The sequence below is a fragment of the Nostocoides sp. genome (assembly GCF_037045025.1).
Lineage (GTDB): Bacteria > Actinomycetota > Actinomycetes > Actinomycetales > Dermatophilaceae > Nostocoides_A.
In genome coordinates, this window is the sequence record NZ_JBAOHM010000014.1 from 88,193 (window position 1) to 106,518 (window position 18,326).

Here is an 18,326-nt window from a genome sequence, read left to right on the forward strand (position 1 = left end):
CCTGCAGAACGTGAGGTATAGCGCACCCCTTGCAGGTCACCCCACGCCGACGTCGCTCGGTGACCTGCAGAACGTGAGGTATAGCGCACCCCTTGCAGGTCACTCCGGGCCGCCGGCAACTCAGCCCGGAGGTTCGGGGCGGGTTACGAGCTCAACTCCGAGTCCAGCAGCGCGAAGAGGTCGGCGTCGGAGATCTCGGCCAGTTCTGCGGGGATGTCGACGCCCGCGAGGGACTCGTTGAGCGCCTCGGCAACGGCCGCCGGGGGCTCGGTCGTTGCGAGTTGACCTGCGGGCGCCGCTGGCCGTGGCTGAGCCCAGCTTGGGGCAAGCGGAGGAGCCGGGGCGGGCTCGGCTGCCTGGGTGACGGCGTTGTAGGTGGCCACCGCGCGCGCCGCGAGGCCGGCGACACCGCCAGCCTTGCTACCACCCGCCGCACCGCCGCCACCCTTGCCGCCGCCGGCCGTACCGCCACCTGCCGTGCCGCCACCTGCCGTTCCAACGCCATTCGCGCCGGGGCCACCCTTGCCGCCGCCGGCCGTACCGCCACCTGCCGTGCCGCCGCCACCGCCAATCGTGCCGGCGCCAGTCGTGGCGTCGTTGTCCGTCGGGGCGATGCCCCGCTCCAGGACGTCCTTTACCTTGCGGGACATCGACTCCAGGCGCCGGCCGAGCGCCCGAGTTTGCGCGGTGTCGGCCTTGCCGATCAGCTGCTGCAGCCGCTGGATTGCCTCCTCGATCGGGTCGGCGGTCTCGGGCCGAAGCGCACCGGCGAGCAGGTCCGCGGCCGCACGGGGGGTCGGGTGGTCGAAGATCAGCGTCGCCGGCACGGCCACACCCGCTTCGGCGGTCAGCGCCTTGACAAGTTCGACGGCGGTGAGCGAATCGAAGCCCAGCTCCAGGAACGGTAGGTCGGGGTCGACGTCATCCGGAGCGTCAAGCTGCAGGATGCGGGCAGCATGTGCCCGTACGGTGGCCAAGAGTGCCCGGAGCCGTTCCGGCTCGGACAGCCTGGCTAAGCGGCTCGACTGGTCCGCCGGCCTCGCGGTGGCAGGGGCCGCGGGCCCCGGGCCCGTTCCGAGGCTTGCCTGCGTGTCAGGGGCCGCGGGCGACTGGCCCTCGCCGACGCTCGCCCCAGTGGCGGCACCAGGCAGGGCACCCGAGCCACCGGTGACCAGCACACCGTCGGCCGTTGCCGGAGACCCGGACACCGAGGCAGGCGTTGCGTCGCGATTGGGGTCCGCTGCAGTCATCGATCCGACGCCGCCCGCCGCTGGCGGCGACTGAGTGGCGAGCGGCAGGAGCGGGCCGGGCGTTTCGGCCAGCGCCGGTGCCCCCAAGGCGGGGTGGGCGGTGCGGTCGAGAGCCACATACGTGATCGAATCGGCAAGCCAGACAACGACGCCGGACGCGTCGGTCGCGGTGACCCGATAGGTCAACGGCCCGACCCGCTGAGCAGTCACCGCATGAACCGCGGCTCCCGGTCCGAAGTCGACCTCGCGCCACGCACGTGCATCCAGCACGACATCGCCGGACACACCCTCCGTGCTGGCAACCGCATCAGCCAGTATGCCGAGCACCGCCGGCGGTGCCAGCAGCACCTCCTCGTGCGGCAGCGTCAGGACGATCGTCTCGCCTGCCGCCGTGACGGTCACCGGCGCGGGGACACCGATCCGGCGCGGCCCGGCTGGAAGCTCCAGCGGGCGGCCGCCGACGGGTGCGGTGGCGGTCAACGTGGCTTCTGGCCGCGGGACGGCGAGCGTGGCCGACGCGGCAACGATCCACTGCTGCGACGCGCCAACGCGCACGGTCAACTGCGCGCTGGTGTCGTCGGCGGTCACCCGAATCGCTGCCGCGGCACCGGAAGCATCGACCGGAACGACCTCTCGCACGGTCACTTCGGTGACGCGGCGGCGCCGCATACGCGCGGCAGTCAACAGGACATCGGCGCATTCCTCCCCGGTCAAGACCTCGTGCCCCCACCACGTCTGCCTGCCGAAAACATCCCGCTGAGCCGCCGTGAGGGCCCCGGTGAGCAGCGTGGCCCCGGCGACGTCCGCCCGGCCCGAAAGGATCGGGTGACCGCTGGCGTCGAGGCCCACTGCGGCAGCCGGAGCGGGCAGCGGGTCGAGCCAAAAGCGTCTGTCCTGGAAAGGATATGTCGGTATGCCGCCCGCCGGCCAGGGTTGCTCGCCCGCGATCGCGGTGATCACCGCGCGCCAGGAGACGGCGCCGCCGCGCACCCACAACCGGGCGAGGGCGTGCAGTGCTGCGATCGAGGGATCGACTGAGGCGTCGATCGAGCCTGGCCAGACCCACACCGTGTTCGTCGCGCCGGACTCGCCGCCCATGCCGGAGCCGCCGCCCACACCGAGCCATAGCTCCGCTTCATGCTCGGACTGACCCGGGCCCTGCGTTGGGCCCGTCTCGTGCCCCAGGCCGGGCCGAGCCGACGCCGACGTGGAAGCCGTTGCGCCAGCAGCCATCACCGCGGCGAGCCCGTCCTCGGGAGTGAGCTCGCCGCGGGCGGTGGCCGCGGCATACGCGCCAATCCCGACACCGTCAATCGCGACCGGGTCAGGACAGACCCGCCGGAGCCAGGCCGCGTGAGCGACCTGGACGGCATACGCGCCGATCGGGCGGATGGCCTCGGGGAGGGTGTCGGAGGTGGAAAGTGATTGCCGCACAGCGGAGCCAGGCGCTCCGGCGGCGTCGAGGACGCTGTTCAGCGTCGTGACGGCGTCGGCGTCGAGGGTGTTCAGTGCCCGGGCGAGACCGGCCCACGGGATGTGCGGGTCGGCGTCGGCGAACCACCAGCCGACCTCCGCAGTGCCGCTGACGGGTCCGCGGCCGCGAATGATGGTCGGGGTGCTCTCGCCGCGTGCGGCGGTCGCCAAGGCGGCTGCGGCGGTGGCCGCATCTGCGCCGAGGACGACAACGCGCTCCGGCAGTGCCGCGCGGGTGGTGAGCGCTGCTGCGGTGGAGGCGAATTCATCGGGGGTGATCGCGGTAGCGAGGTTGTCGGCATACGCGTGCAGGGCGGCCCGGGTGCGGGCAGCGACCACGAGGGGGAGGGTGCTGGTGGTCGGAGAGGGCTGCGCCGGCGTGACGGGGGAGGCCACGTCGTCGGGGGCCTGCTCGATGATGACGTGCGCGTTGGTGCCAGAGATCCCGAACGACGAGACGGCGCCGCGTCGCGGTCCGGTCCCTGCCCAGGGACGAGCGGCGGTGAGGAGTTCGACGGCGCCGGATTCCCAGTCCACGGCGCTCATCGGCGCCTCGCAGTGCAGAGTCGGGGGCATTACGCCGTGCCGGATCGCCTGAACGACCTTGATGACGCCGGCGGTCCCTGCCGCAGCCTGCGCGTGACCGAAGTTCGACTTGATCGACCCCAGCCACACCGGCTGGCCGGCGGGCCGGCCCTGGCCATAGGTCGCCAGCACCGCTTGCGCCTCGATGGGATCGCCCAATCGCGTTGCCGTGCCATGGCCTTCGAGGAGGTCCACGTCGGCAGTCGTCAATCCTGCGGCGGCGAGGGCGGCGTCGATCACCCGCTGCTGCGCCGGGCCATTGGGCGCCGAGATGCCGTTGGAGGCGCCGTCGCTGTTAAGGGCCGATCCGCGGACGACGGCAAAGACGTGATGCCCGTGGTGGCGGGCCGCGCTGAGGCGTTCCAGGACAAGGATTCCCGCGCCCTCGGCCCACCCGGTGCCGTCGGCGGACTCGGCATACGAGCGGCAGCGGCCGTCGCGTGACAGGCCGCGCTGTTTGGAGAACTCGACCAGCATGCCGGGCGTGCCCATGATCGCGACACCGCCGGCGAGCGCAAGATCGCATTCCCCCGCGCGTAGGGCGGTCGCGGCCTGGTGCAGGGCGACCAGTGACGAGGAGCACGCGGTGTCCACCGACACCGAGGGGCCTTCCAAGCCAAGGGTGTAGGAGATGCGGCCGGACACGAGGCTGCCGCCGGCCGAGGGGGCGGAGTCGACACCATACGCATAGTCGTGGTACATCACCCCGGCCCACACACCCGTGCGGCTGCCACGCAGCGAGTGCGGGTCGATCCCCGCATGCTCGAGCGACTCCCACGCCGTTTCGAGCAGCACCCGCTCCTGCGGGTCGAGGATCACCGCCTCGCGTGGGCTGATGCCGAAGAACGTGGGGTCGAAATCCGCTGCCCGGCTAAGAAATCCACCGGTGATCGCATAGGACGTCCCCGGCGCGCCGTGGGGGTCGAACTGAGCCGGGTCCCAGCCGCGGTCAGCCGGGACCGGCCCGACGGCATCCACACCGTCATGAACCAACTGCCAGAGGTCGTCCGCGCTGGACACGCCACCGGGATAGTGGCACGCCATGCCGACGATGGCGATCGGCTCGGTCGCCGAGATACCGGACTCCGCCGCTGCCTGTGCCTCGGCGAGGCGTTTGCGGGTGGCCCGCAAGTCGGCGGTGACCTCCTTGAGGTAGTCCACCAAACGCTGCTCAGTGCTCACGTGCTTCCTCCGGCATCCGTCCCGACCGCTCGAGGCGGCGCTGCTACGGAGAAGCTAGGAGGTCCCGCCCTTGGTCACTACCCCTTAGCACCCCAGGCTCCGACCCCACCCGGCGCGCTCCCCTCGGGCACAAGGAGGACGCCCGCATGCGCGGGCAGTTCCAAGCGAGACCCGCTCACCGTTGCACCCGAGGGGGTGGCCCAGTGCACGGCATACATGACGTCGGTGCCCATGTCGAGGACGCGCGCCTGGCTCGAGAAATTGACGGCAATGACAACGGCTTCGCGACCGCTCCCGCGGCGCATGACGAAGGTGCGCCGGTCCTCATCCACCTCGCAGGCGACGTTGACAAGCAGCGGATCGGTCAGGGCCGGCAACTCGCGACGCAGGGCGATCAGCTGCTGGTATGGCGCGAGCATCGTGCGGCCACGCTGCCCGTCTACCTCGGCCCACTTCAGCCGCGACGCGGCGAAGGTCGCGGCATCCTGCGGATCGGGGACCGCCTCGCGCTCCCACCCCATCCTGGCGAACTCCGTGAACCGCCCCTCTGTCACGGCAGCCGCGAGCTCGGGCTCCGGGTGTGAGCTAAAGAACTGGAACGGGCTCGAGGCGGCAAACTCCTCCCCCATAAACAGCATGGGTGTGAACGGGCCGGCGAGGGTCACGAGCGCCGCACTGAGCAACTGATCGTCGTCGAGCACTTCGGTGAGCCGGTCGCCCCGGGCGCGGTTGCCGACCTGATCATGGTTTTGGCTGCAGACGATGAGCCGGTATGCCGGCAGGGTCGCCCGCGGGATCGGCGCGCCCCAGTCGGTGCCACGGAACGAACTCCACGTCGCCGCGTGGAAGAAGCCCTCATCGCAGACCCGCTTCAGCGAGGTCAGCGCGGCAAAATCGGCGTAGTAGCCGCTGGTTTCACCGGTCAAGGCCACGTGGAGGGCGTGGTGGAAGTCGTCGCTCCACTGCGCATCGAGGCCGTGCCCGCCGCCCTCGCGGGAGGTCACGAGCGCGGCGTCGTTGAGGTCGGACTCCGCGATCAGGAGCAGCGGCCGGCGCAGATGCGCACTCAGGGCGCCGATCTCGATCGACATCTCTTCCAGCAGGTGCATCTCGGACTCGTCGTGAAGGGCGTGGACGGCGTCCAGACGCAGCCCGTCGACGTGGAAGTCGGTAAACCAGGCTCGCGCCGAGTCCAGGACGAAGCGGCGCACCTCCAATGAACCCTCGCCGTCCAGGTTGATCAGGTCGCCCCACGTCGAGTGCCCGGCCTTCAGATAGGGCCCGAATCGGGGAAGGTAGTTGCCGGATGGCCCGAAGTGGTTGTGGACGACGTCCTGAACGACGGCCAAGCCGCGGGCATGGCACGCGTCGACGAACCGCTGATAGGCCTCCGGCCCGCCATACGCCTCGTGCACGGCCCACCAGGCGACGCCGTCGTATCCCCAGCCACGGTCGCCGTTGAAGGCATGCACGGGCATCAGCTCGACGATGTCGACCCCAAGGTCAACGAGGTGATCGAGTCGGTCAATCGCCGCGTCCAGCGTGCCTGCCGGAGTGAAGGTCCCGATGTGCAACTCGTAGATGATCGACCCAGCCAATGGCCGTGCACGCCAGCCGTGGTCGGTCCAGGCGAACGCTGTCGGCTCCCACGTCCGGCTCAGGGCATGAACGCCGGACGGCTGGCATCGTGACCGGGGATCGGGAAGGACCATGGGATCCTCATCGAGCCGGTAGCCGTAGTCCACACCGCCAGCTGGCACATCGACCGGCCGCGACGGCGTCCACCAGTGCCCAGAGCCGCGCCGCATCGGCAGCTCCCGGTCACCGACGACAAGGGTCACGCGCTGCGGGATCGGCGCCCAGACGTCGAATCGCCCTCGTGCACCGGGCTGCTCAGGGAGGTGGAGAAGCAGGGCGACGGGGAACTCGGCGAGGACGTCGGCGACGGTGACACCCTCGCCGTCCGACTCCACGAGATTCCCGGTCACCGCGTCGCGCCACCGGCCGGCCGGCAGGTCGAGACGAGTGTCGCCCCAGCCGCCTCGTGCCGCGAGCCCAATGGGCAGCCGGGTCGCGACCGTGACGGCACCGCCGCGGTCGAAGGCAAGCACGTGCGCGGCAGCTTCCCCTTGTGCCGCAACGGGTTCGTATGCCGTGAACCGCTCCCGGTCGTCGCGCCGCGCCGTGAGCGCACGGTGGGTGAGCAGGAGCTTCGCGGCGCCGGGGTCATCTAGCCCGTAGGGGCGGCGCGCCGCGTCACTGCCTAGGGAGGCGAGCAGATCGCGCCGCGCGTCGTAGTCAACCGGTCGCCGGTTGTCGGGATCCACGAGCGACTGCTCCCACAGCTCCGCACCCTGGTAGACATCGGGAACACCCGGCATTGTGATTCCGATAAGCTTGGCGGACAAGGAGTTCGACCAGCCGGCGTCGACCACCGCCGCCATGATCTCGTCCAAAACCCCACGCACAGCGGGGTTGTCGTATGCCGCATCGACTGCCGCGTGCACGGCCGACTCGTAGCCAACATCGACACTCGTCCAGGCGGTCCGGTCGCCGGCCTCACGCATGGCCTTCTCGGCATACGCATGAAGGCGCTCCCGCGAGGCCGGCCAGGCGCCGATAACGGCTTGCCACAAGAGATTTCCAAAGGAAGCTTCCGGGACCGGAGCCAACTCGAGCAGCCGCTCCAACCAGCTCGCCCATCGGTCAGGCAGCTCGGCGAGCACGGCGATCCGGGCCCGGACGTCCTCGCCGCGTTTGGTGTCATGGGTGGTCGCGGTCGTCATCGCAGCAGGCCACTCGGCTTGGCGGTGGATCATCGCCTCGTGGAATTCCGCTGGGGCGATGGCAAAAACCGACGGGTCGCCGCCAACCTCATTGAGGCTGGTCAGGCGTGAAGTGCGATAGAACGCGCAGTCCTCAACACCTTTGGCCATCACCATCCCGGAGGTCTGCTGGAAGCGTTGGGTCCCAGCGGCCGCGCCGTCGCCGAGAAGCGGTTCCAGGGCGTTGAACGCGTGCCCGAGATCCGGTCGCGCCGAGCGCGCGGACGCGAACGCGTGATCGAGATGCTCGCGGCCCAGTGGGAGGTAGGAGCGATAGACCGGGAAGGCGGCCAGCAGTTCGGCGATCGCATCCTCAACGAGACCGGGCGCGACCGGCTCGTCGTCGGGATCGGTGACGCTATCCTCGATCAGGGGCCGCAAGTCGCGCGCGATGCGTGCCACTTCCGATCGCAAGATCCCGTCGGCGACAGCGCGTTTGGTGTCGTGGCTGAGCGAGTGCCAGTCGAGCAGCCGACCGCGCAGTCTGGCCTGCAGGTCGGTCAAGGTCGGCTCTCCGGCCGGGTCGGTCAGCACCCGGTCGATCAAGGCCAGGGCGTCGTAGCCGGTGGTCCCGGCGGTCGCCCATTGGCGAGGCAGCGCTTCGCCGGGCTCGAGGATCTTCTCGACGAGCACATAGGCGCCATCGGTCAGCTCAGCGAGGTCATCGAGATACTTGCCCGGGTCTGCCAGACCGTCGGGGTGATCGATCCGCAGGCCGTCGACCAGGCCGTCGGTGAACCACCGGCCCACCTCTTCGTGCGAGCGGGCAAACCACTCGGGATCCTCGACTCGGATCGCGACGAGGGTGTTGACCGCGAAGAAGCGCCGATAGTTCAGCTCGGTGTCGGCGAGACGCCAGGAGACCAATTCATAGTTCTGGCGGGAGTGGACGGCATCGGGGTTGTCGTCGACCGGGCCGACAGTCCCGGGCGCGAGCGGGAAGCGCTGATCGTGATAGTGCAGCTCCCCCGCCTCCACGCGCAGGCCGCCGATGCTGCCGCCGGGAAGCAGGTCGTCGTCACCGACAACGGGGATTCGGACCCGGCCGTTGCCGAACTCCCAGTCGATATCGAAGGCAGCGGCATACGGGCTGTCTTGGCCGTGGGTGAGGACGTGCCACCACCAGGTGTTCTCCCACGGGCGGGCGACGCCGACGTGGTTGGGGACGATGTCGACGAGCACCCCCATCCCGAGCCGGCGCGCCTCGGCCGACAATGCGGACAGCCCGGACGAGCGGCCGCGGGCCGGGTCGACCGCGCTGTGGTCGGCCACGTCGTAGCCGTGGTCGCTGCCGGACTCGCTGGCGAGCAGTGGCGAGAGGTAGACCCAGTCGACGCCGAGGTCGTGCAGGTAGCCGAGGGTGCGCGCGGCCGTGCGCAGGTCGAAGTCCTCGGTGATCTGCAGGCGGTAGGTGCTCGTGGGGATGCGCATCAGGACTACCGTATGCCGTCCGTCCGGTGTCGGCCCCCTCGACGGGTCGCGGCGGGTGTGCTTCGGTCGAGCTACCCAAAGGACCATGAACCCGCCAAATCAACCTGACTTGGCGTGTTCATGTTGGTGGGGCGTCGCCAATCAGCCGACTCGGCCGAGTTCGCGGTCGAGGATCGCCATCAACTCGAGGGTGTCGGCTGCAGCCAGGTCGGCGAGGTCGACCTCGTCCGGAGTGGCGGCGGCGAGCGGGCCGCCGGTGAGGATCTCGTCGGCGAGGGCGCGCAGCTGCAGGGCCAGGTCGACCCGGTCGTCGTCGCCGACGGCCAGGGCGCCGCGGCGAACAGCGTCGAGGTCGAGCGCGCCAACCGCCCCATCCCCAGCCGGCCCTTCCCCAGGGCCACCGGCCTGACCATCGCCCGGCCCGCTCGGCGCGACCGGGATCTGGCCGTCCAGGTAGCTGACCACGGCGTCGACGCTGGGGTGGTCGAACACGAGCGTCGCCGGCAGGCGCAACTCTGTGTCCGCGGCGAGCTGGTTGCGGAACTCGACGGCCGAGAGGGAGTCGAAGCCCATCTCGTCGAACAGCCGTGCGGGATCGACCGCATCGGCGCCGGCGAGCCGCAGCGTCCCGGCGACGACCGAACGGACGAGCGAGCGGAGTGTCTTGCGGCGCGCGGCCGGGGCCATTCCGGTCAGCGACGCCGCGAACGACACCGCACCGCCCGCCGGTCCGCCGGAGCTAGCCGCGTCGCCGACGGGCCGAGACGGGCCGGCTGCCCGCGTCGGGCGGAAGTCGCCGAGCACGGCCGGCAGCGAGCGCCGGCCGGCGCCGAGTGCGGCCCGGTCCAACGGCACGGGAACGACCGTGGCAAGGCCAGAGGCCAACCCCTGGTCGAACAAGGCGAGGGCCTCGCTGGCCGGCATGGCGCGCGTGCCCTGCTCGGCGAGCCGCTCGATGTCGGTCTCGGTGAGTCCCGCCGCCATGCCGGCATCGAGCGCCCACAGCCCGTAGGCGAGGGAAAGCCCGGGGAGCCCGAGGTCGCGTCGATGAGCAATCAGCCCATCACAGAACAGATTGGCCGTGGCATAGCTGCCCTGACCGGCCGGCATGGTGATCCCGCCAGCCGAGGACACGACGACGAACGCGGCCACGTCGTGCGCGCGGGAGGCCTCGTGCAGCAGCCACGCGGCATCGGCCTTTGGCCCGACGACGGCGTCGAACGCCGCCGGCGTGATGTCACCGATCACGCCGTTCTCGGCGACCCCGGCGCAGTGCACCACACCCGTGATCTCGTATGCCGCGAACAGCCGCGCGATCGCGTCCGGGCGCGTCACGTCACAGGCGACGGCCTCGGCGGCACAGCCCAATTCGGCCAGTTCCGAGGTGAGGGCTGTCGCGCCGGGCGCGTCGGCGCCGCGGCGCGAGGTCAGGATCAGGCGCCGGACGCCGTGCGCTGTGGCGAGGTGGTGGGCCAGCTGCGCCCCAATGCCGCCGGTGCCGCCGGTGATGACAACGGCGCCGGAGCCAAAGCCCCCGCTGACCCGGGGAGCCGCAGTCCCGGCTCCGGCCTCGGCTTCGCCCGCACCGGCCGGATCGCCCCCACCGTCACCAGGCACGACATCGTCCGACGCCAGAGCACCAGGCACCGGAACACCAGGCGCCACATCACCAGGGGTGACCGGCACCAGCCGAGGGACGTATGCCGCTCCCTCCCGGACCGCGAGTTCCGCCTCGCCGCCGGGCAGTGCGGCGAGAGCCACGGCCTCGCCCGCGGGCGCGTCGACGAGGACGAACGACCCCGGCGACTCGGCCTCGGCGGCCCGGACCAGGCCCCATACGGCCGACTGGGCGGGATCGACTCGATCGCCTTCTGCGACAGCCCAACCGCCACGGCTGATGACCACACAGCGGCCGCCATCAGCGAGGACCGATTGCAACTGCGAGAGCACGGCGTGGCCAAGTGCGTGCGTGCGGGCCGGCAGCGGCATACCGGCCGCCAGCTCTCCGCAGTCGAGGACAACATCCGCCGAGACTCCCGCGGAACCACCAGAGGTGCCGGACGGCATTGCGCGCCAGTCGATCCGCCACAGGTTGTCCGCCGGTGCGGCACCCAGCGGCCGCGAGACCAGCGAGCCGACTCGCAGCAGCGGGCGGCCGACCTCATCGGCGATCAGCAGGTCGAGGCTGTCAGCGCCCGCGGCGGGCCGGATCCGCACCCGCACGGTGCGACCCACCTCGCCGACCGTCTGAACGTCGTTCCACGCGAACGGAAGCAGCGTCTCAGCTCCGGCCTCGCGGTCACGAATGTCCAACAACCCCAAGTGCATCGCGGCGTCGAACAGCGCCGGGTGGACGAGGTGCTCCAGGGCCGGCGTATCGGCGGGCAGCTCGATTTCGGCATATTGAGTCGCCCCATCGACCCAGCCGGCCCGCAGGCCCTGGAACGCGGGGCCGTAGTGGTAGCCGAGGTCGGCCAGCACCGAATAGGCGTCGGCGACATCGACCGCAGTGGCACCCTCCGGCGGCCAGGACATCAGATCCTCACCAATGCCCGGGGTTGCCGGAGCGAGGATGCCCTCGGCGTGCTGACGCCACACACCATCCGCGGCCCGGGTATGGATGCGCACCCGCCGGTCGCCGCGCCCGTCCGGGCTGTCGACGACGACGTGCACTTGCGACCACTGCGCGGTCAGGATCAGCGGCTCCTGCACCAGCAACTCGGCGAGCAACGGCACGCCGAGCCGGCGGCCGGCCGTCAACGCCAGCTCGACCAGCCCGGTTCCGGGATAGAGCACCGAACCGTCCACGACGTGGTCGGCCGTCCAGGACGGGGCCGCTGCGCTCAGCCGGCCGGTGAAGGTCACGGTCGCGTCGGTCGGGGACTCGACGATTGCGCCAAAGACGGGGTGGTCGATCGGCGAGCCCACCAGCGGGCGCGGTTGGGCCCAGTAGTGGCGCGTGTCGAAGGCATAGGTCGGCACCCAGGTGGCCGGCCAGGCGGCCGCTGCGAACGGCCATTCGACGGTGGCGCCTGCGGTCCAGGCCGCGGCGAGGTGGGCGATCGAGTCGCTGGCCGGCGCCGGTGCCAGCGCGCGGGCGCCGCCCATCACCACCGCAGGCACGGTCGAGCCGTCGGCGACCGCGGCGAGTCCGGCGCGCAGCTCGGCCGCCCCGGCTCCGACGATGGTGGCCCGGTGCTCGAACGCCGTCCGCTCCGCGAGCACGCGGGCCAGCGAGAGCGGGCCGATGGTGTCGAGAACACCGTCGATGCGGGCGGCCAGCTGCCGCAACGATGCCGGTGTCTTGGCCGACAGCAGCAGCGCGACCGGCTCGGCCGGTGTGGCAGCACTCTCCAGTGCCTTGGTCCCGGCCGGGGTCACGGCGGGTGCTCCGGCCGGTGCCGCGACGTCCGCCGGCGCTTGTTCGATGATGACGTGCGCGTTCGTGCCGCTGATCCCAAACGAGGACACACCGGCTCGGCGAACCCGCTCGGTCTCCCACGGCCGATTGTCGGTCAGCACCTCGACCGCGCCGGCGGCCCAGTCGACGTGCGACGACAGCGTCTGCGCGTTCAGCGACTGCGGCAACACTTCGTGCCGGATCGCCTGGACCACCTTGATGACCCCGGCGACCCCGGCCGCGGCCTGGGCGTGGCCGATGTTGGATTTGATCGACCCGATCCTGACCGGCGCCTCGCGGTCTTGGCCGTAGGTCGCCAGCAGTGCCTGCGCCTCGATCGGGTCGCCAAGCTTGGTTCCGGTGCCGTGGCCTTCGACCAAGTCGACGGCGGCGGCGGTGAGACCGGCGTCCGCCAGGGCGGCCGAGATCACCCGCTGCTGGGCCGGGCCATTGGGGGCAGAGAAGCCGTTGGAGGCACCGTCCTGGTTGATCGCCGAGCCGGCGACCACGCCATAGACGCGGTGGCCGTTGCGGCGCGCGCTCGACAATCGTTCCAAGACAAGGACACCCACGCCCTCACCCCAGCCGGTGCCATCGGCTTCCTCGGCATAAGGCTTGCACCGGCCGTCGGGCGCGAGCCCACCCTGCTCGGACATGTCGACGAAGGTCGCCGGCGTCGCCATCACCGTGACGCCGCCGGCGAGCGCGAGCTCACACTCGCCGCGGCGCAGCGACTCACCGGCCAGGTGCATGGCGACGAGCGAGGACGAGCACGCCGTGTCGACCGAGATCGACGGGCCCTCGAAGCCGAAGGTGTAGGACACCCGGCCGGACAACATGCTGGCCGCGCTGCCCGCCGCATAGTCGTGATACATCACCCCGGCGAACACACCGGTCCTGGATCCGCGCAGTGATCGCGGCTGGATCCCCGCGTGCTCCAACGCTTCCCACGTCGTCTGCAGGAGGATGCGCTGCTGTGGGTCGGTGTCATGGGCCTCGCGCGGGCTCATCCCGAAGAAGTTCGCATCGAACCATGCCGCCTCCCGCAGGAAGCCGCCCTGGTCGGTGAGCATCGTCCCAGGAGCACCCTCGGGGTCGATCAGTTCGGGGTCCCAGCCCCGGTCCGCCGGCGCCGGGGCGATGGTGTCGACGCCGTCGATCACCATCCGCCACAGCGCGTCCGGGTCACCGACGTCGCCGGGGAAGTGGCACGCCATACCGACGATCGCAATGGGATCATCGTCCGCCACGCGGGTGCCGGCCGGCTCCGCTTCGACGGTCACGGCAGCCTCGTCCGGGGCCAGCTCGGCGAACAGGTGGTCAGCGACGGCGAGCGCACTCGGGTAGTCGAAGATCAGCGTCGCGGGCAACCGCAGCCCGACCGCCGAGCCGAGCGCGTTGCGCACCTCGATCGCGGTGAGCGAGTCGAAGCCCAGCTCCTCGAACGGCCGGTCCTCCTCGACCTGGTCGGCCGACCGGAACCCGAGGACGCCGGCGATCGACTCCCGGACCAACTGCAGCAGCGTGTCGCGCTGCTGTTCGCGGGTGCCGCCGCCCAAGACCGACAGCGCCTCGGACACGGCCTGATCCGGGCGGGTTCCGCTGCGGCGCAACACGGCGGGGAGGTGATCGTGCGCTGCCAAGGCCGATGAGTCCAGGCGGACCGGGGCGACAACGGGGCGCTCGCTGGTGAAGGCGACGTCGACCAGGGCCAGGCCCTCGTCCGGATCCAGCGCGGGCATTCCGGTCGCTGCCATGGCTGCCCGGGCGCGCTCATCGAGCGCAGCGCCCATGCCGACGGTCCATAGCGCCGGGGTCAGGCTCAGCCCGTGTTCGCCACGGGCCCGGCGGCGGGCGGCGAGCCCGTCGCAATAGGCGTTCGCGGCGGCATAGTTCGCCTGACCGGTCGAGCCGACCGTCCCCGCGATGGAGGAGATCAGCACGTATGCCGCTCCCTCCGGCGCGTATTCGTCGAGCACGCGCGCGGCGGTCGCCTTGGGCGCCATGACGGCGTCGAGCCGTTCGGGGGTGAGCGAGGCGAGCGCGGCGTCGTCGAGGACGCCGGCGCAGTGCACGATGCCGGTGATCGCAAACCCGGAGAAGAGGGCTGCCACCTGCGCGGCGTCGGTGACATCGCACGCGAGCACCTCGACCTCGGCGCCGGCCGCGGTCAGCTCGGCGAGCAGGTCGGCAGCTCCCGGAGCATCCGGGCCGCGACGGGAGGTGAGCAGGAGTCGCGTGACCCCGTGTCGGGCGACGAGGTGTCGCGCCAGGACGGCGCCGATCCCGCCGGTGCCGCCGGTGACCAGCACGGCACCGGCCCCGAAGTCGATGCCCGCATCGCCGGCACCGGTGATCGCCTCGAGCCCAGGCAGGTGGAAGACGTTGTCCCGGAATGCGACCTCGGGCTCCACGGCCGGAATCGCGGCCAGGTCGAGCCCTGCCGGTTCGGCAGGCAGATCGACCAGGACGAAGCTGCCGGGCGATTCGGCCTCCGCCGAACGGACCAGACCCCACACCGCGGCCATGTCCGGCTCCGGCAGGTCACCGTCGGCGACCGCCCAGGCGTCACGGGTGACGACGACGCAGCGCCGCCCGGATGCGGCTGCGGACTGGACCGCGGCGAGTGTGTCCGCAAGCGGCATACCAGGGGTGACGTCGATCAGTTCGGCGTCGGCGAGGGAGGCGTCGCCAGGAGACGCGGGTGCCGGGTGCCAGGCGACGGCATACGGAATCGGGGTTGGGGCCGAGCCGATCTCGGCGACCGGGCGGCCGACGACGGCATCCACGGCGGCGACAACACGTCCGGCGGTGTCCGCGAGGACGATGCCCATCCGGTCGGCAGCGCTCCGGGTCAGGCGAACCCGGACTCGGTCGGTGCTGCGCCAGGCGGTGACGCCATGCCAGACAAAGGGCACGGCGGCATCGTCCTCGCCGCTGATCATCGCGGCGTGGCAGCTGGCGTCGAGCAGGGCAGGGTGGATCGCATGTCCGGGCGCCGCGTCGCCGAGTTCGGGGGCGAGCGCGACCTCGGCGTAGGTCTGCTCGTCCTGCTGCCACGCGGCGACCAGGCCCTGGAAGGCCGGGCCGTAGGCCAAGCCACTGGCAGCGAGGCGCTGATAAGCGGTCGAGATGTCCAGCGGGGCAGCGTCGTTGGGCGGCCAGGTAGTCGGAAAGTCAGGCAGCGCAGCGGGTTCCGCGACAAGCGTGCCCTGAGCGTGGCGTGCCCAGGAGCCGTCCTCACGGGAGAAGATCCGCACCGAGCGGGCGCCGGTCGAATCGATCGGTCCGACGACGACGCGCACCTGGGTCCACGAGCTGCGGACATAGAGCGGCGCCTCGATCAGCAGCTCGGCGATCGCGGGCGTGCCGACGCCGCGCCCCGCGGCCAGCGCGAGGTCAACCAGCCCGGCACCGGGGAGAATCACTTCGCCCGAGACGACGTGCTCGGCGAGCCAGCCGGGCGAGGTGCGACAGACCCGGCCGGCAAAGATCACCTCGTCGGCGACCGGTGAATCCATTCGCACGGTGAGGATCGGGTGCTCGGTCGCATCGGCGCCGAGGGCGACCGGGCCGGACGGCGGCGTGGGCATCCACAGGTTCTGGTGCTGGAACGGGTAGGTCGGAACATCGACGGCAGGCCAATCGAATTCGCCGACCACAGCGGTCCAGTCGACGTCGACGCCAACGCACCAGGCCTGGGCGACAGCAGCGACGAGCGCCTCGGCAGCGTCCGCCGGTGAGCCGTCGGAGGGTGTCGCGCTGGCGGCCGGGATCGTGGAGACGTCGGGGGCGGTCCACTCGCCCACGACGATCCACACTCGGGCCCGCTTGGCGTGGTCGGCCTCGACCAGCGAGTCCCAGACGCCGGCGGGCGTCGTGCCCTGACCGGCTGCCGGACCCACCAGGAGTCCGTATGCCGTGGCGATGTCCGCCCCGGCCGCCAGCGCGGCGATCGCTGCACCGGCCCCGGACCCGGCGAAACCGGCCAGGTCAAGGCCCCAGGAGCGCAACGTCGCCACCATCCCGGCACCGACTGCGAGCAGGCCAGCCGCCGACGCCTCGGCGGTGAGGCCCAACGCATGCTCGCCTGGGGTGCGGGATGGAGAGGGTGAAGCTTGGGTGACAGCCGGATCGGCTGCCTGGTGTGCGGTCGTGACCGCGGCGCGCGCGGTCTCCGCTGCGCCGCCGTCGACCCCGGCGAGAGCGGTCAACGTCTGCTCGACCGCGGCCGCGAAGGCCGGGACGTCGCCGAGGGCGGCGGCGGTCGCCAACCACCAGTCGCCGCCGAGGTCACCGAAAGCGACCCCGGGCGCGGTGCTGTGCAGGGCGCGTCCGGTGGCGACGTTGGGCTGGTCAACGCCCGAGTCGTTGACGCGGGCATCCGCGACCGAGCTCAGGCCCGCGACGACCGCGGCCGCGTCCCGGCCCCAGACCACCGCACGCTCACCGAGGTGGGCGCGGGTGGCGAGCACACCGGCCGTCGAGATCAGGTTCTCGATGCCGTCGGCTCGATCCTGGCCCGCTCTATACTGGCCTGCTCGATCCTGGCCCGCTCGATCCTGGGCGGGTTCCGTCGGAGCCAGCCGTATTCCGAGCGTCCTCGCCTGGGCCGCAACGGCGCCCGCGACTCGCCCGGAGATGGCGATCGGGACGATCCCCGCCACGCCCGGGTGTGAAGTAGACCCCTCAGCTGCGTCCATCGAGGCACCAGCGTCGACGCTGGTGTCAGGCGCGCTTGCCGAGTTGCCGGCGGCGCCGGGATTGGCGCCGGGTGTTGTGCACGGGGTGGTGACCGCCACCGCGAGATCGGCGGGGGCCTGCTCGATGATGACGTGGGAGTTGGTGCCGGACAGCCCAAACGACGACACCGCGGCTCGGCGCACGCGGTCGATGCCAGCCCAGGGCCGGTTTTCGGCCAGGACGCGGACGTCGCCGGCCTCCCAGTCGACGACGCTGGATATCTGGTCGACGTGCAGGGACTGGGGCAGCACGGCATACCGGATGGCCTGGATGACCTTGATGACCCCGGCGACACCCGCGGCGGCCTGGGCGTGCCCGATGTTGGACTTGATCGACCCGACCCACGCCGGCTCGGCGCGGTCTTGGCCATAGGTGGCGAGCAGCGCCTGGGCCTCGATAGGGTCCCCCAACTTGGTGCCGGTGCCGTGACCCTCGATCAGGTCGATATCGCCCGTCGTCAGGCCAGCATCGGCCAGGGCAGCTGCGATAACCCGTTGCTGCGCAGGCCCGTTAGGCGTGGTCATGCTGCTCGACGCGCCGTCCTGGTTGACCGCCGACCCGGCGACGACGGCAAACACCCGGTGGCCGTTTCGCCGGGCGTCGGACAGCCGCTCCAGGACAAGGACTCCCACGCCCTCGCCCCAGCCGGTGCCGTCCGCGCCATCGGCATAGGGCTTGCACCGGCCGTCGGGGGCAAGGCCACCCTGCTCGCTGAAATAGACCATCATGCTCGGCGTGCTCATGATCGTCGCGCCACCGGCGAGCGCCAGTGTGGTCTCGCCGCGCCGGAGCGACTGCACCGCCTGGTGGATCGCGACGAGCGAGGACGAGCAGGCGGTGTCGACCGATACCGCGGGGCCGTCGAGGCCGAGGGTGTAGGCGACCCGTCCGGAGAGGAAGCTGCCGGCGCTGCTCCCCGCGTAGTCGTGGTACATCACCCCACCCCAGACCCCGGTGTCGCTGTCGCGCAGCGACACCGGGTCGATGCCGGCGTGCTCCAGCGCCTCCCAGGTCACCTCGAGGAACCACCGCTGCTGCGGGTCCATGGTCAGTCCCTCGCGGGGGCTGATCCCGAAGAACTCCGGGTCGAACTGGCCGGCGTCGTGCAGCCAGCCACCGGCCGACGACGCCGAGCGGCCGGGCTTGTCGGTGTTGCCGTCGAAGATCGACGGGTCCCAACCGCGTTGCAGCGGAACCTCGGTGATCCCGTCGACGCCGTCCGCGACGAGTCGCCATAGCTCCTCCGGGGTGGTGACGTCGCCGGGGAAGCGGCACGCCATACCGACGATGGCGATCGGCTCGTGCGCGGCGTCGGTCAGCCGGGCGTTCTCGGTGCGCAGCCGCTGGTTGGCGGCCAGGGAGTTGCGCAGCGCGGCGGTCATCTGCTCGACGTTGGTCATTAGCTGTCCTCGGGTCTCAAGGTCGGTCGGCGCTTGG

Annotated in this window: 3 protein-coding genes; all 3 read right to left on the bottom strand. The window is 71.3% G+C overall.

Annotated features, from left to right (window positions below):
- Positions 1–143 precede the first annotated feature (143 nt).
- On the bottom strand, positions 144–4,490 hold the full coding sequence (locus V9G19_RS19035; RefSeq protein ID WP_462286987.1) for a type I polyketide synthase: 4,347 nt from the start codon (positions 4,488–4,490) through the stop codon (positions 144–146).
- 77 nt (positions 4,491–4,567) lie between these two features.
- A complete protein-coding gene (treY, locus tag V9G19_RS19040) occupies positions 4,568–8,746 on the bottom strand; it encodes a malto-oligosyltrehalose synthase (protein WP_462286988.1) in 4,179 nt (1,392 codons plus the stop codon).
- A gap of 141 nt (positions 8,747–8,887) precedes the next feature.
- Positions 8,888–18,289 (bottom strand): SDR family NAD(P)-dependent oxidoreductase, encoded by a 9,402-nt coding sequence (locus tag V9G19_RS19045; RefSeq protein WP_462286989.1) that lies wholly within the window; start codon positions 18,287–18,289, stop codon positions 8,888–8,890.
- Positions 18,290–18,326: the final 37 nt, after the last annotated feature.